The sequence below is a fragment of the Microvirga sp. GN3 genome, from assembly GCF_055792825.1.
Genome location: NZ_JBVVAK010000022.1, coordinates 65835 through 83359, shown reverse-complemented (window position 1 = coordinate 83359; position 17525 = coordinate 65835). Strand labels below are relative to the sequence as shown.

The following is a 17525-nucleotide window of genomic DNA, read 5'->3' as shown; positions in this document are numbered from 1 at the left end:
CTGGACGGTCGACGACGCAGAGCATCTCCTTGGGAACGGCCTTGGTGGCCGGCAGGAACCGGGTGCCGAGACCAGCGACGGGAAGGACTGCTTTGCGGATACGCTTCATTGATTGGGCCATGATTGAGCATCAAGAGGGAGGAATAATCTAAGTCAGGTCCGGGAAAAGGGAACCGATAACTGTCAAGCTTCGGCACCTCCAACGCGGCAGTGCTTTCGATGTTTCGTCGTTGCATGTGCCTCATTGCAGCTCCGACCTGAATTGGAGCTGAAGCGTTGTGGTTAAGCTGCCAACAACGGCGGTTTTGAGGAGGGGCCGCCTTGGCGATACCGATCATGATTGCCGCAGGTGACTACGGTATGACCGTGCGGAAGGCTGCATCAGGACACACTATCAACCGGCTGTTAACCCATTTAGTGTCGCATTGGCAGGGCAGATCTGTCCTGTTTCCGTGAGCGACTTCCATGTGCCAGCCGCTTTCCCTGGTGCGCCGCCTTTCCGGCGCGCTCCTTCTCGGTTTGAGCCTCACCATGGGTGTGGGCGGCATTGTTCCGCCCGCCCAGGCGCAGGACGCTTCCCAGGCCGGGTTCCAGCGCTTCGTGCAGGGGCTGTGGCCTGCCGCCAAGGCGCGGGGCGTGTCGCGGGCGACCTTCGAGGAGGCGTTCCGGGGCGTCGAGCCCGACGCCAAGATCATCGCGCTTACGAAAAAGCAGTCCGAATTCGTCCGTCCGATCTGGGATTACATCAACGGCGCCATCTCGGCTCAGCGCCTGAAGCGCGGCCAGGAGATGGCCGCCGAGTGGTCGAAGACCCTCGCCATGGTCGAGCGGACCTATGGGGTTCCGCGCTCCGTGGTCCTCGGCGTCTGGGGCATGGAGACCAATTTCGGCAGCTTCACCGGATCGATCTACGCGGTCCGGGCGCTGGCGACCCTGGCCTATACCGGCTATCGGGGCGATTTCTTCAAGGAGGAGCTGCTCACCGCACTCCAGATCCTTGAAGGCGAGCATATCGACCGCTCCAGGATGCTGGGCTCCTGGGCGGGCGCCATGGGCCAGACCCAGTTCATGCCCTCGAGCTTCATGAAATACGCCGTCGATGGCAACCGGGATGGAATGCGGGACATCTGGTCCTCGGTGCCTGATGCCATGGCCTCGACTGCCAATTACCTGCGCCAGCACGGCTGGCAGCCGGGCCTGCCCTGGGGCTTCGAGGTGGCGCTGCCGCGGGGCTTCGATTACCGGCACTTGCGGCAGGATTTCGCCCGCTGGAACGCCGTGGGTGTCCGCCGGCTGGATGGCAAAGCCATGCCGCGCTCCGGCGAGGCCAGCCTGTTCCTGCCGGGTGGAGCGGGCGGACCCGCCTTCCTGGTGACCCGCAACTACGATGTGATCAAGGCCTACAATTCCTCGGATGCCTATGCCATGGGCGTGGCCCATCTCGGGGACCGGCTCCTGGGCGGGCTGCCGATTCAGGGCTCCTGGCCCAAGGACAAGCCCATGCTGGACAAGGATCAGAGCCAGGAGTTGCAGGAGCGTCTCGCCCGCCTCGGATTCTATGAAGGCAACACCGACGGCAAGCTCGGCTCCAAGACGCGGGAGGCCGTGCGGAACTTCCAGCTGCGCCGTGGCTTGATCCCGGATGGCTATGCCGATTACGCGGTCCTGCGGGAATTGCGTGCGACCCGCTGACGGAGTTCCCGCAAGGCTCTATATTCAAGGCTGGTCCGGAATGAAGTGGAACCGCCTATGACCATGGTGCCGATTCTTCGCCGACTGCCCCTGGTCCTGCTGCTGGCAGCCCTTGGGAGCAGTGCGGGCCTGGCCCAGTCCGGCTATTATCAGCAACAGCAGCAGCCTCGGCGCGATCTGCGGGCCTATCCGCCCGGCTATTATCCCGGAAAGCTCGTGCAGCCGGCACCTCAGCGACCGCAGGGGTTCAGCCTGAGGCGCTTCTTCGGCGTTCCGGACGATCCTCCGGCGCCCGCGCGGGCGCCCGTGGCCCGGCCGCGCAGGTCCGCTCCCCCGGCGGCTGCCGTCGCCAGGCAGGAGAAGCCGAAGGTCGATCCGAGCACTCATGTGGTGGTGTTTGGCGATGCTCTGGCCGGGTTCGCCCGCCAGGGGCTTGATGCGCATTTCGCCGAAAACCAGGATGTGGAGGTCGTCGCGAAGGCGCGCGGCGATATCAGCCTCGTCCGCGCCGATCCGGCCGAATGGCCGAATTTCATCAAGGCGACTCTCGATGGCGGACAGAAAACGAGTGTTGCTGTCGTGATGCTGGGAACGAGCGACCGGCAGTCGATCAGGGAGGGGGACGAGTCGATCGAGCCCCTGTCCGACCGCTGGAAGGAGCTCTACCGGCAGCGGGTCGATGCGATTACGACCGTCTTCAAGGAGCGTCGGATCCCTGCAGTCTGGATCGGTCTGCCGCCGATGAAGAACAGTAAGATCTCCGACGACCTGGTCGCCATGAATGAGATCTACAAGGAGAGCGTCCAGCGCAACGGCGGCGCCTATGTGGATATCTGGCCCGGTTTCGTCGACGATGAAAACCGCTATACGCCCGACGGTCCCGATGTCGACGGCGAGCCTGCCAAGTTGCGCACCAACGAGGGCATATTCTTCACCCGTGCAGGCTCACGCAAGGTCGCCTTCTTTGCCGATACCGAGATCAAGCGGATCCTCGGGCAGGGCGGGACAGCGACAGCCGCCGCCCCCAATCCGGCCGATATCACACCCGCGGATGGATCGGCTGCGCCTTCGATCGAGGCAGCGATCCCCGCACCGCCGGATGCCGCCGCACCGGTCTCCCTGCCGTCGAAGCCTTTGATCGGTCCGGTCCTGCCTCTGACCCGTCAGGATGTGACTCCGGGCGGAACGCTCGTATCGGCACCGCCGAAGCTCACCGGCGACAATGCCTATACGATCCAGCGTGCCCTGCGGGTCGGAATCGCCCCAGGCTCACGTCCCGGCCGGGCCGACGATTTCCGGTGGCCCAATCCCTGAGACGATCTGAAGACATGAAAAAGCGGCGGTCATCTTGCGATGAGCCGCCGCTTTCATTGTGCAGACTTTCGAAATTCTACTCCGGCAGGGTGCTTGCCCCCATCAGGAAGGTGTCGATGGAGCGGGCGGCCTGGCGGCCTTCGCGGATGGCCCACACCACCAGGGACTGGCCGCGGCGCATGTCGCCGGCGACGAACACCTTCTCGCTCGACGTGCGGTAGCTCTTGTCGTCGGCCACCACGTTGCCGCGGCGGTCGATCGTGACACCCGATTCGTCCAGCAGGCCTGCCTTCACCGAGCCGGCGAAGCCGATGGCGAGGAAGACGAGATCGGCCTTGAGCACGAATTCAGTGCCGGCTATCGGCTGGCGCTTCTCGTCCACGCGGGCGCATTGCACCCCGGTTGCCTGACCCTTCTTCCCGACGATGCCAAGCGTTGCCGCCTGGAATTCGCGCTCCGCGCCTTCTGCCTGAGATGAGGAGGTGCGCATCTTGGTCGGCCAATAGGGCCACACCGTCAGCTTGTCCTCACGCTCCGGCGGCTTGGGACGGATGTCGAGCTGCGTCACGGAGAGCGCACCCTGGCGGAAGGCGGTGCCGACGCAGTCGGACGCCGTGTCGCCGCCGCCGATCACCACCACGTGCTTGCCGCCCGCGAGGATGGGTTCTGCCGTGACCTCCTCGTTGCCGACGCGCTGGTTCGCCTGCGTGAGATACGGCATGGCGAAATGCACGCCGGTGAGATCCTGTCCCGGCAGGTACGGATTGCGCGGATCTTCCGCGCCGCCCGCAAACAGTACGGCGTCGAACTCGTTGTGAAGCGAGGCGAAGCTCTTGTCGACGCCGACATTGACGCCGCAATGGAAGATCACGCCTTCGGCTTCCATCTGCTTCACGCGCCGGTCGATATGGTACTTCTCCATCTTGAAGTCCGGGATGCCGTAGCGCAGCAACCCGCCGGGCTTCGCCTGGCGCTCGAACACATGGACTTCATGGCCCACGCGGGCGAGTTGCTGGGCCGCCGCCATGCCGGCAGGACCAGAGCCGATCACGGCCACGCGCTTGCCGGTCGAGACGTCCGCCGGCTCAGGCTTCACGAATCCCATCTCCCAGGCCTTGTCGGCGATCGCCTGCTCGATGGTCTTGATGGTGACCGGCTGGTTTTCGAGATTCAGTGTGCACGCTTCCTCGCACGGAGCCGGGCAGATGCGGCCAGTGAACTCCGGGAAGTTGTTGGTGGTGTGGAGGTTGCGCGCGGCCTCCTCCCAGTCGTCGGACCAGACCAGATCGTTCCAGTCTGGAATCTGGTTGTGCACCGGACAGCCCGTCGGACCGTGGCAGAATGGGATGCCGCAATCCATGCAGCGTCCCGCCTGCTTCTTCAGGTCGTTATCGTCGAGCGGCAGCGTGAATTCGCGGAAGTGGCGCACGCGTTCCCCGGCGAGCTGATACTTCTGCTCCTGCCGGTCGTATTCGAGAAAGCCTGTGACCTTGCCCATGGGTTTGCCCTAAATTCCTTATTCCGCTGCCTGCAGGTTCCGGAGACGATCCATCTCCTGGAGCGCACGGCGATACTCGACCGGCATGACCTTCACGAACTTGGTGCGGTAGGTCGTCCAGTTGTCGAGGATCTCCTTGGCGCGCGTCGAGCCCGTATAGGTGTGATGGTTGGTGATGAGCTGCATCAGGCGCTCTTCATCGGGGCCGGACATGTTGGCCATGATGTCGATGCGGCCCTTGGTCTCCAGATCGCCGCCGTGATGGTGAAGGCGGCGCATCAGGTCCTCCTCCTCTTCGACGGGTTCGAGATCGACCATGGACAGGTTGCAGCGCTTGGTGAACGTGCCGTCCTCGTCGAGCACATAGGCGATGCCGCCCGACATGCCCGCCGCGAAGTTGCGTCCGGTCTGACCCAGCACGACCACGAGGCCGCCGGTCATGTATTCGCAGCCGTGATCGCCCGTGCCCTCGACCACCGCGATGGCACCCGAGTTGCGCACGGCGAAACGCTCGCCCGCGACACCGCGGAAATACGCTTCACCCGCGATGGCGCCGTACATCACCGTGTTGCCGACGACGATGGAGTTCTCAGGCAGAGCCTTCGAGTCAGGTGACGGTGCGATGATGATCTTGCCGCCCGACAGACCCTTGCCGACATAATCGTTGGCTTCGCCTTCGAGATTGAGTGTCACACCACCCGCCAGCCACGCACCGAAGCTCTGGCCTGCGGTGCCTTTCAGCTTCACGGTGATCGTGTCGTCGGGCAGTCCCTCATGGCCGTAGCGCTTCGCCACCTCGCCGGAGAGCATGGCGCCCACCGTGCGGTCGGAGCTTTTCACCTTCGACTCGATGGTGACGGCCTCGCCGCTCTCCAGCGCGGTACCTGCCTGCGCGATGAAATCGCGGTCGAGCACGTTGGCGATCGGGTGAACCTGACGCTCCAGATGGCGAATCGCTACATTCGTGGGCACTTCCGGCTTGTGGAACAGCTTCGTGAAGTCGAGGCCTTTCGCCTTCCAGTGATCGATGGCCGCGTTCTTGTCGAGAAGGTCGGACTGGCCGATCATGTCGTCGAACGTGCGGAAGCCCATCTCGGCCATCAGCTCGCGCACTTCCTCGGCGACGAAGAAGAAGTAGTTGATGACGTGCTCGGGCAATCCCTTGAAGCGCTTGCGCAGCACCGGGTCCTGTGTGGCCACGCCGACAGGGCAGGTGTTGAGATGGCACTTGCGCATCATGATGCAGCCGGCCGCGATCAGCGGCGCGGTGGAGAAGCCGTACTCATCGGCACCGAGCAAGGCTGCGATGATGACATCGCGGCCCGTGCGCAGGCCGCCGTCCGCCTGCAGCGCCACGCGTCCGCGCAGGCGGTTGAGCACGAGGGTCTGCTGGGTCTCGGCAAGGCCGATCTCCCATGGCGAGCCCGCATGCTTGAGCGAGGTGAGGGGAGACGCGCCCGTGCCGCCCTCGAAGCCGGAGATCGTGATGTGGTCGGCGCGCGCCTTGGCAACGCCTGCCGCCACCGTGCCGACGCCGACTTCAGCCACGAGCTTCACCGACACGTCGGCGGAAGGGTTCACGTTCTTCAGGTCGAAGATGAGCTGCGCCAGATCCTCGATGGAATAGATGTCGTGATGCGGCGGTGGCGAGATGAGGCCGACGCCGGGGGTCGAGTGACGAACGCGGGCGATCTTCACGTCGACCTTGTGGCCGGGCAGCTGGCCGCCTTCGCCGGGCTTGGCACCCTGCGCCACCTTGATCTGCATCATGTCCGCGTTGACGAGATATTCCGTCGTCACGCCGAAGCGGCCGGAGGCCACCTGCTTGATGGCGGAACGCTTGGACATGCCGTTCGGCAGCGGACGGAAGCGCTCCGGCTCCTCGCCGCCTTCGCCGGTGTTGGACTTGCCGCCGATGGCGTTCATGGCGAGCGCCAGCGTCTCGTGCGCTTCCTTCGAAATCGAACCGAAGGACATGGCGCCGGTGGAGAAACGCTTCACGATCTCCTGGGCCGGCTCCACGTCGTTGATGTCGACGGATGCCCGTCCCGTCTCGTCCGCCTTCTTGATGCGGAAGAGACCACGGATCGTCTTGAGCTCGTTGTCCTGTTCGTTCACGAGGCGCGCATATTCGCGGTAGCGATCCTGCGCGTTGAGGCGCACGGCGTGCTGCAGCGTCGCGACGGTGTCCGGGTTCCAGGCATGGACCTCGCCGCGCTGGCGATAGGCGTACTCGCCGCCGACATCGAGCGCATTGCGGTAGATCGGTGCGTCGCCGAAGGCGTCGCGGTGGCGGCGCACGTTCTCTTCCGCCACCTCGTTCATGCCAATGCCCTCGATCGAGGTTGCGGTACCGAAGAAGTCGCGGGACACGAAGTCGGACTTGAGGCCGACCGCGTCGAAGATCTGCGCGCCGCAATAGGACTGGTAGGTGGAGATGCCCATCTTGGACATCACCTTGAGCAGGCCCTTGCCGATGGACTTGATGTAGCGCTTGATCGCCTCATCCGCGTCCACCTCTTCCGGCAGCTCGCCGTTTTCGAGCATATCCGCGATAGTCTCGAAGGCGAGATACGGATTGATCGCTTCCGCGCCGTAGCCGGCAAGGCAGGCGAAGTGATGGATCTCGCGCGGCTCGCCGGACTCGACCACGAGACCGACAGAGGTGCGAAGCCCTTTCCGGATCAGGTAGTTGTGCACGGCGGCTGTGGCGAGCAGCGCCGGGATCGGAATGCGGTCCGGACCGACCATGCGATCGGTGAGGATGATGATGTTGTAGCCGCCATGCACGGCCGCTTCCGCGCGGTCGCAGAGGCGATCAAGTGCGCCATCGAGCGCAGCTGCGCCGAGTTCGGCGTCATAGGTGATGTCGAGGGTCTTCGTGTCGAAGCGGTCCTCGAAATGGCCGATGCAGCGGATCTTCTCCAGATCCTCGTTGGTGAGGATCGGCTGACGCACTTCGAGACGCTTGCGGCGCGATGTGCCTTCGAGATCGAGGATGTTCGGGCGCGGGCCGATGAACGACACGAGGCTCATGACGAGCTCCTCGCGGATCGGATCGATCGGCGGGTTCGTCACTTGTGCGAAATTCTGCTTGAAATAGGTATAGAGCAGCTTCGACTTGTCGGAGAGCGCGGAGATCGGTGTGTCCGATCCCATGGAGCCAACGGCTTCCTGGCCGGTCACGGCCATGGGCTGCATCAGCAGCTTGAGATCTTCCGCAGTATAGCCGAAGGCCTGCTGACGGTCGAGGAGCGACACATCCGTGCGTGATTCACGTGCCTGCACGGGCTTCAGGTCTTCCAGCACGATCTGCGTACGCTTCAGCCAATCCTTGTAGGGATGGGCGTTCGAGAGCTGCTGCTTGATCTCGTCGTCCGAGACGATGCGGCCTTCCTCCAGGTCGATGAGCAGCATCTTGCCCGGCTGCAGGCGCCACTTCTCGACGATTTTCTCTTCCGGAATCGGCAGCACGCCCATCTCGGAGGCGAGCACCACGAGACCGTCGTCGGTCACGAGATAGCGTGCAGGACGCAGGCCGTTGCGGTCGAGCGTCGCGCCGATCTGCTTGCCGTCGGTGAAGCACACGGCGGCGGGGCCGTCCCATGGCTCCATGAGAGCGGCGTGATACTCATAGAAGGCACGCCGGTCGTCGTTCATGAGCGGGTTGCCGGCCCAGGCTTCCGGGATCAGCATCATCATGGCGTGCGAGAGCGAGTAGCCGCCGCGCACCAGGAATTCGAGCGCGTTGTCGAAACAGGCCGTGTCGGACTGGCCCTCATAGGAGATCGGCCAGAGCTTCGAGATGTCGTTGCCGAAGAGCTCCGAGTCCACGGAGGCCTGACGCGCCGCCATCCAGTTCACGTTGCCGCGAAGCGTGTTGATCTCGCCGTTATGGGCGACCATGCGGTAGGGATGCGCGAGCTGCCAGGTCGGGAAGGTGTTGGTGGCGAAGCGCTGGTGCACGAGGGCGATGGCGCTCTCGAAGCGCTCGTCCTGCAGGTCGAGGTAGTAGTCGCGCAGCTGCGTGACGAGCACCATGCCCTTGTAGACGATGGTGCGCGAGGACAGGCTGACCGGGTAATAGCCGGCGGTGCGCGCGTCCTTCATGTCGTAGACGGCGTTGGAGATCACCTTGCGGGCGATGAACAGGCGGCGCTCGAAGGTCTCGGCATCGTCCATGCCCTTGCCCTTGCCGATGAAGATCTGGCGGTGCTGCGGCTCGGTGGCCTTCACGCTCTCGCCGAGATCGCTCGAATCCACCGGCACGTCGCGCCAGCCGAGAACCTGCAGGCCTTCATCGGCGATCGCCTTGGTGACGATCTCCTCGACGAGCTTAAAGCCTTCCGGATCGCGCGGCATGAACAGGTGGCCGACACCGTACTGGCCTTCCTCGGGCAACCAGATGCCGACCTTGGCGCACTCGGCCGCGAAGAACTTGTGCGGGATCTGAACCAGGATGCCGCAGCCGTCGCCCATCTTAGGGTCAGCGCCGACCGCGCCGCGATGGTCGAGATTGTGCAGGATGGACAGGCCCTGCTCGACGATGTCGTGCGACTTGCGGTTCTTCATGTCGGCGATGAAGCCGACGCCGCAGGAATCCTGCTCGTTGGAAGGATCGTAGAGGCCCTGGGCGGCGGGCAGGCCCGGATCGCGCACCACTTTGACCGTATCCGCCATCGTGGCCGTGCGGCTCGGCACTTGGGTTTCCAGGCTCTTGATCGGCTCGTCGCTCATGGCAGATCCTCACATCCGAACGCGTATTCAGGTTTTTTGAGGCGGCTTTTGGGCCCGCCGGATGATCGGATCGTCCGGAGTGCCCGCCGCTTCTTCGGGTTTTCGAGGGTTGGGTCCGGCAGGGGAGCCCGCACCTCGCGGGCACCTTTGGGCTGTCGTCAGCCCAGAGTCGCCCGTTCCGCCCACGTTTTGCGGGCGGTTTTCGTGGTATCTCGTTTCGTTCGCGTCAGGCGAAGCATCAAGAAAACCCCAGGGCGAAGGTAGGAGTGCAGGCACTCCAAAAGGGACAGCATCGCTGTCCTAATAGAGGCAAAGTGCCAGAGTTCGACGCAGCGCACAAGAGGGTTTAGAAATATTTTAGACAAAAGTTACAAGCCGACGACTCGGAATGTAACAAAAACAGCTTTTCGGCCCTAGGAACGAAAGTCTCCGCCGATGGGTCAATGACCTTGACATGTTGTTCGTGGCTGACAGAGCAGTCTAGCCATACCTGAATGGGCATTCCCCTTTCCCGGACGATGCTCTAGAGCATCGGATCCAAAAGTGGATCCACTTTTGGATCCAATCCGATGCTCCACTCTTTGAAGAGCGCATCGTTCGGTGCGGAAAACCGGGTCCACTTTTCCGCACGATGCGCTAGGAAACGCTTCATGAATTTCGCGAGCGACAACATCGTGGGGGCCAGCGCTCCCGTTCTCCAAGCCATCATGCAGGCCAATGCCGGGACCATGACGGCTTACGGCAACGACGAGATCTCGAAGCGCGTCAGAGCGCGTTTCAACGAGATCTTCGAGCGCGAGGTTTCCGTGTTCTTCGTGACCACCGGGACGGCCGCCAACGCACTGGCCCTTGCCTCCGCCGTGCCGCCCTACGGCCTCTGCGTCTGCCACCGGGAGGCGCACATCATCGACGATGAGTGCGGCGCGCCGGAATTCTTCATGCATGGAGCGAAGCTCGCAGGCCTGCCGGGCGTTGGCGCCAAGCTGAGCGCCGAAGACATTGTGGTCTATCTCAAGAGCCTCCCCAAGGCGGTCAAACAGATGCCGCCGAAGGCGTTGTCAATCTCGCAGGTGAGCGAGGGCGGCATGGTCTACAGCCTCGACGAGATTGCGGCCCTCGGGGCGATCTGCCGCGAGCATGGCCTGTCCTTCCACATGGACGGTGCGCGCTTCGTCAACGCCCTCGTGTCGCTCGGCTGCACTCCGGCGGAGATGACCTGGAAGCAGGGCGTCGACATTCTCTCCTTCGGCGCAACCAAGAACGGCGGCCTGATGGCCGAGGCCATCGTGGTGTTCAGGAAAGATCTGGCGGAAGCGCTCGACTACCGCTCCAAGCGCGCCGGCCAGATCATCTCCAAAGGCCGTTTTATCGCGGCACAGTTCGAGGGCTATTTCGCCGACGATCATTGGCTCGACAATGCGCGCCATGCCAATCGCATGGCAGCACTCCTCTCGGAGGGCCTCCTGCAATTGCCCAGCGTGCGTTTGGCTTGGCCGACTCAAGCCAACGAGGTCTTCCCGATCATCCCGAAGACACTGGACCAGACGCTGAAGACCGCTGGCATTCTCTACAATCCTTGGACCGAATTGAGCCTGCCCGAGACCGAGCGGGTCGGCGATCACGAGGTGTTGATCCGCCTCGTTACCTCCTGGGCCTCTAGGGAAGAGGACGTCCGCAGGCTGCTGGAGGTCGCTTCTTCGGGATTATCGCGCGAAGCCGCCGAGTGATTGCCCTAACCCTGCCGCAATCACCCGCGATTGCTTTTCTCCAGAGACCCTTGACCGACGGGGCCCCTCCAGCCCCAGCGGGACACCAAGGACCAGGATCCGACAAATAAAAAGCGCCCCGGACGAACCGGGGCGCTCTTCGTTTGGGCTCAGAAAACTGGTTACGCAGCCTGCTTGGCTTCGATGGCCTGAGCACCGTTCGAGGAAATCGGAATAAGCTTCGGCTTCTTGGCCTCCGGGATCTCGCGAACGAGGTCGAGATGGAGCAGGCCGTTCTCGAGGGCCGCACCCGTCACCTGCACGCCGTCAGCCAGCTGGAAGCGCCGGTCGAAGCTGCGCGCCGCGATGCCCTGATGGAGCACGTCGGTTTTACGCTCTTCGGAGGGCTTGCGCTCGCCGCGGACGGAGAGGGTGTTTTCCTTGACCTCGATGGTCAGGTCACGGTCGGTGAAGCCGGCAACCGCGATCGAGATGCGATAGGCATTCTCGCCGGTGCGCTCGATATTGTAGGGCGGGTAGCTCGGGGCCGCATCGACGCTGACAAGCTGGTCGAGCATCGAGAAGAGACGGTCGAAGCCGACCGTGTTGCGGTAGAGGGGAGCAAGATCGTACTGTCGCATGGCATATCCTCCGCTTGAAGCGACATGCAGAATGAGGATCCACCGTGAAGTGGCTGGATCCGGGTTGATGTGCCGCCATCATGGCCGGCACATTTTTCGATGTGGGAGCCGATACGTTTGCTTTCAAGAGGCACGTTTCTTAAGCTCAGGACGCCCTATAAAAGCGTGAGCTTTTGAGTTGGAAACTCCCGTGGAATTCATCGCCACCCCTGACAATCCCGTGCCCGGCGAGCCGAAGCTCGTCAGTGTCACGACGCGCGACGGCATCACGCTTCGGGCCGCCACCTGGACGCCGGAGACCGAGGAACCTCAAGGGACGGTCTGCATCCTGCAGGGCCGCGCGGAATTCATCGAAAAGTATTTCGAGACGGTGGGCGAGTTGCTCGATCGCGGCTTTGCCGTCGTCGCCTTCGACTGGCGCGGGCAGGGGCTCTCCGGACGGCAGGTGAAGAATCCCCGCAAGGGTCATGTCCGGCGCTTTTCCGATTTCCGGCACGACCTGGAGGCGATTCGCGACCAGATCCTGGTGCCGCACATGCCGCAGCCGCATTTCGGCCTCGCCCATTCCATGGGTGGCGCCATCGCATTGAACGCGGCTTATGAAACCTGGCTGCCCTTCCGCCGGCTCGTGACCACGACGCCGATGATCGCGCTCTGCATCATCAAGCGCACTCGCACCAGTGCCTTTTTTGCGAGGAGCCTGCGGTTTCTCGGAATGGGCGGAATGTTCGTGCCCGGCGGCGGCGAGACGTCGATTTCCACCATGCCGTTCAAGGGCAATCGCCTGACATCCGATCCCGTGCGCTATGCCCGCAACGCCGAGGCTGCCCACGCCATCGGAGCCGGTGCCATCGGAGCTCCGAGTGTGGCTTGGCTCGACGGCGCCTTCCGCCTGATGAAGCGCTTCGCCGATCCGCGCTACGCCATCAAGATCCGCCTGCCGACGCTCATCGTGGCGGCCGGCGTCGATCCGGTCTGCGCCACCCCGGCCACCGAGCGCTTTGCCTCACGGCTCAAGGCCGGCTCCGTCATCGTCATTCCGGGCGCCCGGCATGAAATCCTGATGGAGCGGGATGCGATCCGCGAGCAGTTCTGGGCCGCCTTCGACGCCTTCATTCCCGGCACCCCCGATCCGGAAGTCGGAGCGAAGCGCAAGTTCGCTGAAGCCGGTTTAGCGGCTGAGCAGCTCGATGGCGGCGGCGTGGACCCGGCGGTCGCCCGCAGCGACGATGCGCCCGCCATCGGCCGCTGAGCCCCCCTCCCAGGTGGTCACGATGCCGCTGGCCCCCTCGATGATCGGGACAAGAGCCGCGATGTCGTAGGGCTTCAGTCCCGACTCGACCACGAGGTCGATATGGCCTGCGGCCAGCATGCAATAGGCATAGCAATCGCAACCGTAGCGGGCGAGGCGAGCGACGCTCTCCACCCGATCATAGGCGCGCAGCTCGTCGCCCGCGAAGAGGCGCGGGCTGGTGGTGGAGATGACGGCATCCTTGAGCGAAGCGCAACGGCGCGTCAGAAGCCTGCGCTCGCCGCCCGGACCCCGATAGGTCGCGCTGCCGCCGTCGCCGAAAAAGCGCTCGCCGGTGAAGGGCTGGTGCATCATGCCGAAGACCGGCTGGCGCTTGTAGGTCAGCCCGATCAGCGTACCCCAGGTCGGAAGCCCGGCGATGAAGGCCCGGGTTCCATCGATGGGATCGAGCACCCAGACGTAATCCGCATCCTCGCGCTCGGCGCCGAATTCCTCGCCGACGATGCCGTGGGTGGGGAAGCTGCGCTTGATCAGGTGGCGCATGGTCGCTTCACTCGCGCGGTCCGCCTCCGTGACGGGATCGAAGGCGCCACCGCGGGACTTGTCTTCGGTCGCGATGGCCGTGCGGAAGAAGGGCAGGATCGCCTGGCCCGATTGGGTCGCGAGCTCGTTGACGAAATGCGTGAAGTCGATGAGCCCCATGTCGCGCGTATCCCCTGAAAGACTAGTGCGGGCGCCCTTGGCCCGCTGGCGATCAGCTTTTATCAAGCGCATGGCGCGCGGCAAGAGAGCGGCAGCGTCAAAGGGGTACGGTATCGATGAATTTTGCGCCCAAGCTTGGCACGACCCGTTCGGAAGCGGCCCTGCTCCTGATCGCGGTGCTCGCCGCTCTCTATGCGGTCAGCCAGTTCCTGCGCAATTCCATCGGCGTCATCGCCAACGATCTGGCCCGCGAGCTTCATCTCTCGGCCACCCAGACGGGCCTGCTTTCCAGCGCCTTCTTCTTCTCCTTCGCGGCGGTTCAGATTCCCATTGGCATTCTCATCGATCGCTATGGTCCGAAGCGGACGATGCTGGCGACCGCCGTGCTAACGGTGGCTGGAACTGTCCTTTTCGCCCTTGCTCCTTCCGCTTCACTGCTCATCGCCGCACGGGCACTCATGGGGCTTGGCTGTTCCACCTTCTTCATGGCGCCGCTCGTGATCTATGCCCGGCGCTTCCCGCCGGAACGTTTCGCCGGGCTTACGAGCCTGCAGATGGGCTTGGCCAATTTGGGCACTCTGGCGGCGACGGCGCCGTTAGCCGCCTCGGCGGCCGTCTTCGGCTGGCGTACCTCGTTCCTTGCGGTGGCCGCCCTGACGATCGTCATCGTTCTCGCCATCGCCTGGATCGTGCCCCGGGATTCCGGCAGCCAGCAAACGAAGGAAACCTGGGTGGCCACCTTCCGGGGCGTATCGGATGCCTTGAAGGTGCCGTCCTTCTGGCCGGTCTTCTTCATGCACCTGACCACCTATGGGTGCTTTGCCTCTGTCGTCGGGCTCTGGGGCGGGCCATGGCTGTCGGATGTGCACGGGGCTGACCTCGGCACGAGGGGCAGTATCCTGCTCCTCGGGGCAACGGCGCAGATCTGCGGCATGCTTCTCTGGGGGGCGATGGATCGGTTCTGGGCCAGCTACAAGAGGCCCGTTTTGATCGGTAGCACGGCAACAATCCTGCTTCTGAGCGTCCTCGTCCTCACGCCTCTCGACCGAACCTCCGCTGCTGTCTGGTTCCCTCTGTTCGGTCTCTGCATCGCCTATACGCCCATCCTCACCAGTCACGGAAAGTCGCTGTTTCCACCATCTCTGACAGGCCGGGGTATCACGCTGATGAATATCGGCACCATGGGAGGGGCCTTCCTCTCTCAGAGTGTGACGGGAATGCTGATCGATCTGATGGGACGGTCGGACCAGGGCCTCTACCGGCCCGAGGGTTATCGGCTCGTTTTTGCGGCTCTCGCGGGCTGGCTGCTCCTCAGTCTTGCCTTTTATGTCAGAGCCATCGACCCGCATCCCGGCAGCCATGCATATAGGGCATGACAAAAGCAAAGATTTTTGTTGCATTTTGTGCGATGCGGCGTAATTATTGCAGTGCGATATGGCGATGGCGTCGCCTTATCGTAGCCCTTCTTGGGCGTTTCCTCCCTAAACTTCGGGCCGCTGGCAACAGTGGCCTTTTTTCTTGCCTGGTTGAGGGAAAAGGCGCCGGGGATCACTCCGCCGCGATGGGCCGGATCGTCAATTCACCCTCGATATCCGCAATCACCTGAGCAAAGGCCTGGGCCAAGTCGTCCGCTAGGACCGCGAAGCCAGGTTTCTGGTGCATGCTGCGCTCGTCCATATAGAGCGCGCGATTGATTTCGATCTGGAGCGCATGCCGTCCGAGGGCCGGTTCGCCGTAATGCTCGGTGATGAAGCCACCCGCATAGGGCTTGTTGCGGATCACCGTATAGCCGCGTCCGCGCAAGGCCGCCTCCACGAGGTCGATCAGCAGGGTGGCGCAGCTCGTGCCGTAGCGATCCCCCAGCACGATGTCGGCCTTGGCCCCGTCCTCGCGGCTGACGCTGGAGGAGGGCATGGAATGGCAATCGATGAGGACAGCATGCCCGAAATGCTGGGCCGTGCGGCGCACGAGATGCCGAAGGGTCCGGTGATAGGGCTTATAGAGCCATTCGATCCGGTGCAGGGCTTCCTCCACATGGAGGCGCGTGCGGTAGATCTCCTGTCCGTCGGCCACGATGCGCGGAATGGTCCCCAGGCCCCCGGCCACCCGCATGGAGCGGGTATTGGTGAAGGGCGGCAGGCGGCCATCGAACATGCGGGAATCGAGTTCGTAGGGCTCCCGATTCAGGTCGAGATAGGCCCGCGGAAAGCGCGCCGTCATGAGAGGGGCGCCGAGATCCGTCATCGCGCCGAACAGCTCGTCGACGAAGGCGTCCTCGGATCGCCTCAGAGCGACGGCGTCGAGCCGGGACGCAGCCAGAAAGGAAGCCGGATAGACTGCTCCCGCATGCGGCACGTTGAAGACGAAGGGAATCGTCTGGGCCGAAGGTTCGGTGACGGTGAAGGGAGGATCGAACTCATCGACGATGGTGGGCCGCATCAGAAAATGTGCTGTGTTGGAAAGGGAAATCAGGTGTTCGGACTAGTGTAAGGCAGCGTTGCCGCCTGTCCATGACAATATCGTAGCAACGCCGCATCGTACTTTCACGGCTTGTTTACCCCAATGCGCGATGAAGAGGCTAAGACCATCCGCCACGATTCGGGACTGGCAACCGATGAAGATCCTTCTTGCCGAAGACGACAACGACATGCGCCGCTTCCTCGTGAAGGCGCTCGAGAACGCGGGCTACGACGTCGCCTCGTTCGATAACGGCCTTTCCGCCTATAACCGCCTGCGCGAGGAGCCCTTCGAGCTTCTTCTGACGGACATCGTCATGCCGGAGATGGATGGCATCGAGCTGGCCCGTAAGGCCACCGAGCTCGATCCGGAAATCAAGGTGATGTTCATCACCGGCTTTGCCGCGGTCGCCCTCAACCCGGATTCCCAGGCCCCGCGCGACGCCAAGGTCCTGTCGAAGCCGTTCCACCTGCGCGACCTGGTGAGCGAAGTCGATAAAATGATGGCTGCCTAAAAAAGGGCGGCCTTCAGGCTTGCGCCAAGGCCCGCTTGTGGGTATATCGCCCCCACAGCCGAAGCGGGACGTCAAAATCACCGTTTCCCGGGCGCGTAGCTCAGCGGGAGAGCACTACGTTGACATCGTAGGGGTCGCTGGTTCGATCCCAGCCGCGCCCACCATTTTCTTTTTCCGGCCTTCCCGAAGGGCCGCAGGAGACCGGATATGAAGATCCGTAACTCGTTGAAGTCGATCCGCGGCCGTCACCGCGACAACCAGCTGGTTCGTCGCAAGGGCCGGGTCTACATCATCAACAAGACCCAGAAGCGCTACAAGGCTCGCCAGGGCTAAGTTCGCTGCGGCAATGCCGCACACAAGAATCTGAATTGACCGCGCATGCCGGGATCCTAAAATCCCGGCATGCGCTTTTTCGCGTCCATACTGATCGTATCGCTGAGCTTGGCCACACTCCCGTTGAGTGCGCAGGAGCCTGCGCGTCCCAAGGATTCGAAGGAGCAGGCCCAGCCGCCTCAGGTCCGCCCGCGCGCTTCCACGCTGGATGAGCTCTTCGAACGTCTCGGCAAGGCCCAAACCGAGCGGGAGGCCGAGGGCATCGCGTCCTTGATCGAGCGGCGTTTCGCCCGGTCCGGCTCCGATACGGCCGATCTTCTTCTGAGCCGGGCAGCGGAAGCCTTCAACAAGAAGGATTTCCCGCTCGCCATCGAGCTGATCGACCGCGTCCTGGTGCTCCAGCCCAACTGGGCTGAAGCCTGGTACAAGCGGGCGACCGTCTTCTACCAGCTCGACGATCCGGTCGGCGCCATGGCCGATCTGCACCGGGCGATCAAGATCGAACCCCGCCATTTCAACGCTTGGACCGGGCTTGGCCATATCCTGATGGCCTCGGACGACAAGACGCGGGCCCTGCAGGCCTATCGCCGGGTGCTCACGATCAATCCGCAGATGACCGACGTGAAGACCATCGTGAACCGTCTCGGCCCCGAGGTTGACGGGCACGACCTGTAAATCC

The 17525-nt window shown here is 63.3% G+C and carries 13 protein-coding genes, 1 tRNA gene and 1 pseudogene; 9 read left to right on the top strand and 6 right to left on the bottom strand.

Annotated features, from left to right (window positions below):
* Positions 1–109, bottom strand: a pseudogene (locus tag ACS5Q1_RS13360) (UTP--glucose-1-phosphate uridylyltransferase); the annotation flags it as partial.
* A gap of 356 nt (positions 110–465) precedes the next feature.
* Between ACS5Q1_RS13360 and ACS5Q1_RS13355 the strand changes: the two are divergent.
* Both ACS5Q1_RS13355 and ACS5Q1_RS13350 read left to right on the top strand, forming a co-directional pair.
* Positions 466–1692, top strand: a complete 1227-nt coding sequence (locus tag ACS5Q1_RS13355; protein WP_473098652.1) for a lytic murein transglycosylase — start codon at positions 466–468, stop codon at positions 1690–1692.
* 57 nt (positions 1693–1749) lie between these two features.
* Positions 1750–3006 (top strand): SGNH/GDSL hydrolase family protein, encoded by a 1257-nt coding sequence (locus ACS5Q1_RS13350; protein WP_473098651.1) that lies wholly within the window; start codon positions 1750–1752, stop codon positions 3004–3006.
* Positions 3007–3082: 76 nt separating this feature from the next.
* Here ACS5Q1_RS13350 and ACS5Q1_RS13345 read toward each other — a convergent pair whose 3' ends face one another.
* Positions 3083–4504 carry a glutamate synthase subunit beta gene (locus tag ACS5Q1_RS13345; protein WP_473098650.1) on the bottom strand — a complete coding sequence of 474 codons (1422 nt, stop codon included), beginning with the start codon at positions 4502–4504 and terminating at the stop codon, positions 3083–3085.
* A gap of 18 nt (positions 4505–4522) precedes the next feature.
* The gene (gene gltB, locus ACS5Q1_RS13340) at positions 4523–9184 is read right to left on the bottom strand and encodes a glutamate synthase large subunit (RefSeq protein WP_473098656.1); all 4662 of its coding nucleotides are present in this window, start codon (positions 9182–9184) and stop codon (positions 4523–4525) included.
* A gap of 707 nt (positions 9185–9891) precedes the next feature.
* Between gltB and ACS5Q1_RS13335 the strand changes: the two genes are divergently transcribed.
* Positions 9892–10968 (top strand): threonine aldolase family protein, encoded by a 1077-nt coding sequence (locus ACS5Q1_RS13335; RefSeq protein WP_473098649.1) that lies wholly within the window; start codon positions 9892–9894, stop codon positions 10966–10968.
* Between the two features lie 161 nt (positions 10969–11129).
* Here ACS5Q1_RS13335 and ACS5Q1_RS13330 read toward each other — a convergent pair whose 3' ends face one another.
* Positions 11130–11588, bottom strand: a complete 459-nt coding sequence (locus tag ACS5Q1_RS13330) for an Hsp20 family protein (protein ID WP_442040673.1) — start codon at positions 11586–11588, stop codon at positions 11130–11132.
* A gap of 190 nt (positions 11589–11778) precedes the next feature.
* Here ACS5Q1_RS13330 and ACS5Q1_RS13325 point away from each other — a divergent pair, with 190 nt between their 5' ends.
* Entirely contained in the window at positions 11779–12840 is a 1062-nt protein-coding gene (locus ACS5Q1_RS13325; protein ID WP_473098648.1) for an alpha/beta hydrolase, read from the top strand.
* On the opposite strand, the gene hisN is transcribed toward ACS5Q1_RS13325, so the two are convergent.
* Positions 12760–13542, bottom strand: coding sequence for a histidinol-phosphatase (gene hisN / locus ACS5Q1_RS13320; protein ID WP_473098647.1), 783 nt, complete (start codon positions 13540–13542; stop codon positions 12760–12762). The genes ACS5Q1_RS13325 and hisN overlap by 81 nt on opposite strands.
* A 116-nt stretch (positions 13543–13658) precedes the next feature.
* Here hisN and ACS5Q1_RS13315 point away from each other — a divergent pair, with 116 nt between their 5' ends.
* On the top strand, positions 13659–14918 hold the full coding sequence (locus ACS5Q1_RS13315; RefSeq protein ID WP_473098646.1) for an MFS transporter: 1260 nt from the start codon (positions 13659–13661) through the stop codon (positions 14916–14918).
* Between the two features lie 172 nt (positions 14919–15090).
* Here the strand turns inward: ACS5Q1_RS13315 and ACS5Q1_RS13310 are convergent, their stop codons facing one another.
* Positions 15091–15981 (bottom strand): N-formylglutamate amidohydrolase, encoded by an 891-nt coding sequence (locus tag ACS5Q1_RS13310; RefSeq protein ID WP_203441188.1) that lies wholly within the window; start codon positions 15979–15981, stop codon positions 15091–15093.
* A 175-nt stretch (positions 15982–16156) separates the two neighbouring features.
* Between ACS5Q1_RS13310 and cpdR the strand changes: the two genes are divergently transcribed.
* From cpdR to ACS5Q1_RS13290, 4 genes are all read left to right on the top strand, one after another.
* Positions 16157–16513, top strand: coding sequence for a cell cycle two-component system response regulator CpdR (gene cpdR / locus ACS5Q1_RS13305; RefSeq protein WP_036361886.1), 357 nt, complete (start codon positions 16157–16159; stop codon positions 16511–16513).
* Positions 16514–16602: 89 nt separating this feature from the next.
* Positions 16603–16677, top strand: a tRNA-Val gene (locus ACS5Q1_RS13300).
* Positions 16678–16720: 43 nt separating this feature from the next.
* Complete coding sequence (ykgO, locus tag ACS5Q1_RS13295; protein WP_009763379.1) at positions 16721–16846, top strand: type B 50S ribosomal protein L36; 126 nt, start codon at positions 16721–16723, stop codon at positions 16844–16846.
* A 69-nt stretch (positions 16847–16915) separates the two neighbouring features.
* A complete protein-coding gene (locus ACS5Q1_RS13290; protein ID WP_473098645.1) occupies positions 16916–17521 on the top strand; it encodes a tetratricopeptide repeat protein in 606 nt (201 codons plus the stop codon).
* The last annotated feature ends 4 nt before the right edge of the window (positions 17522–17525 follow it).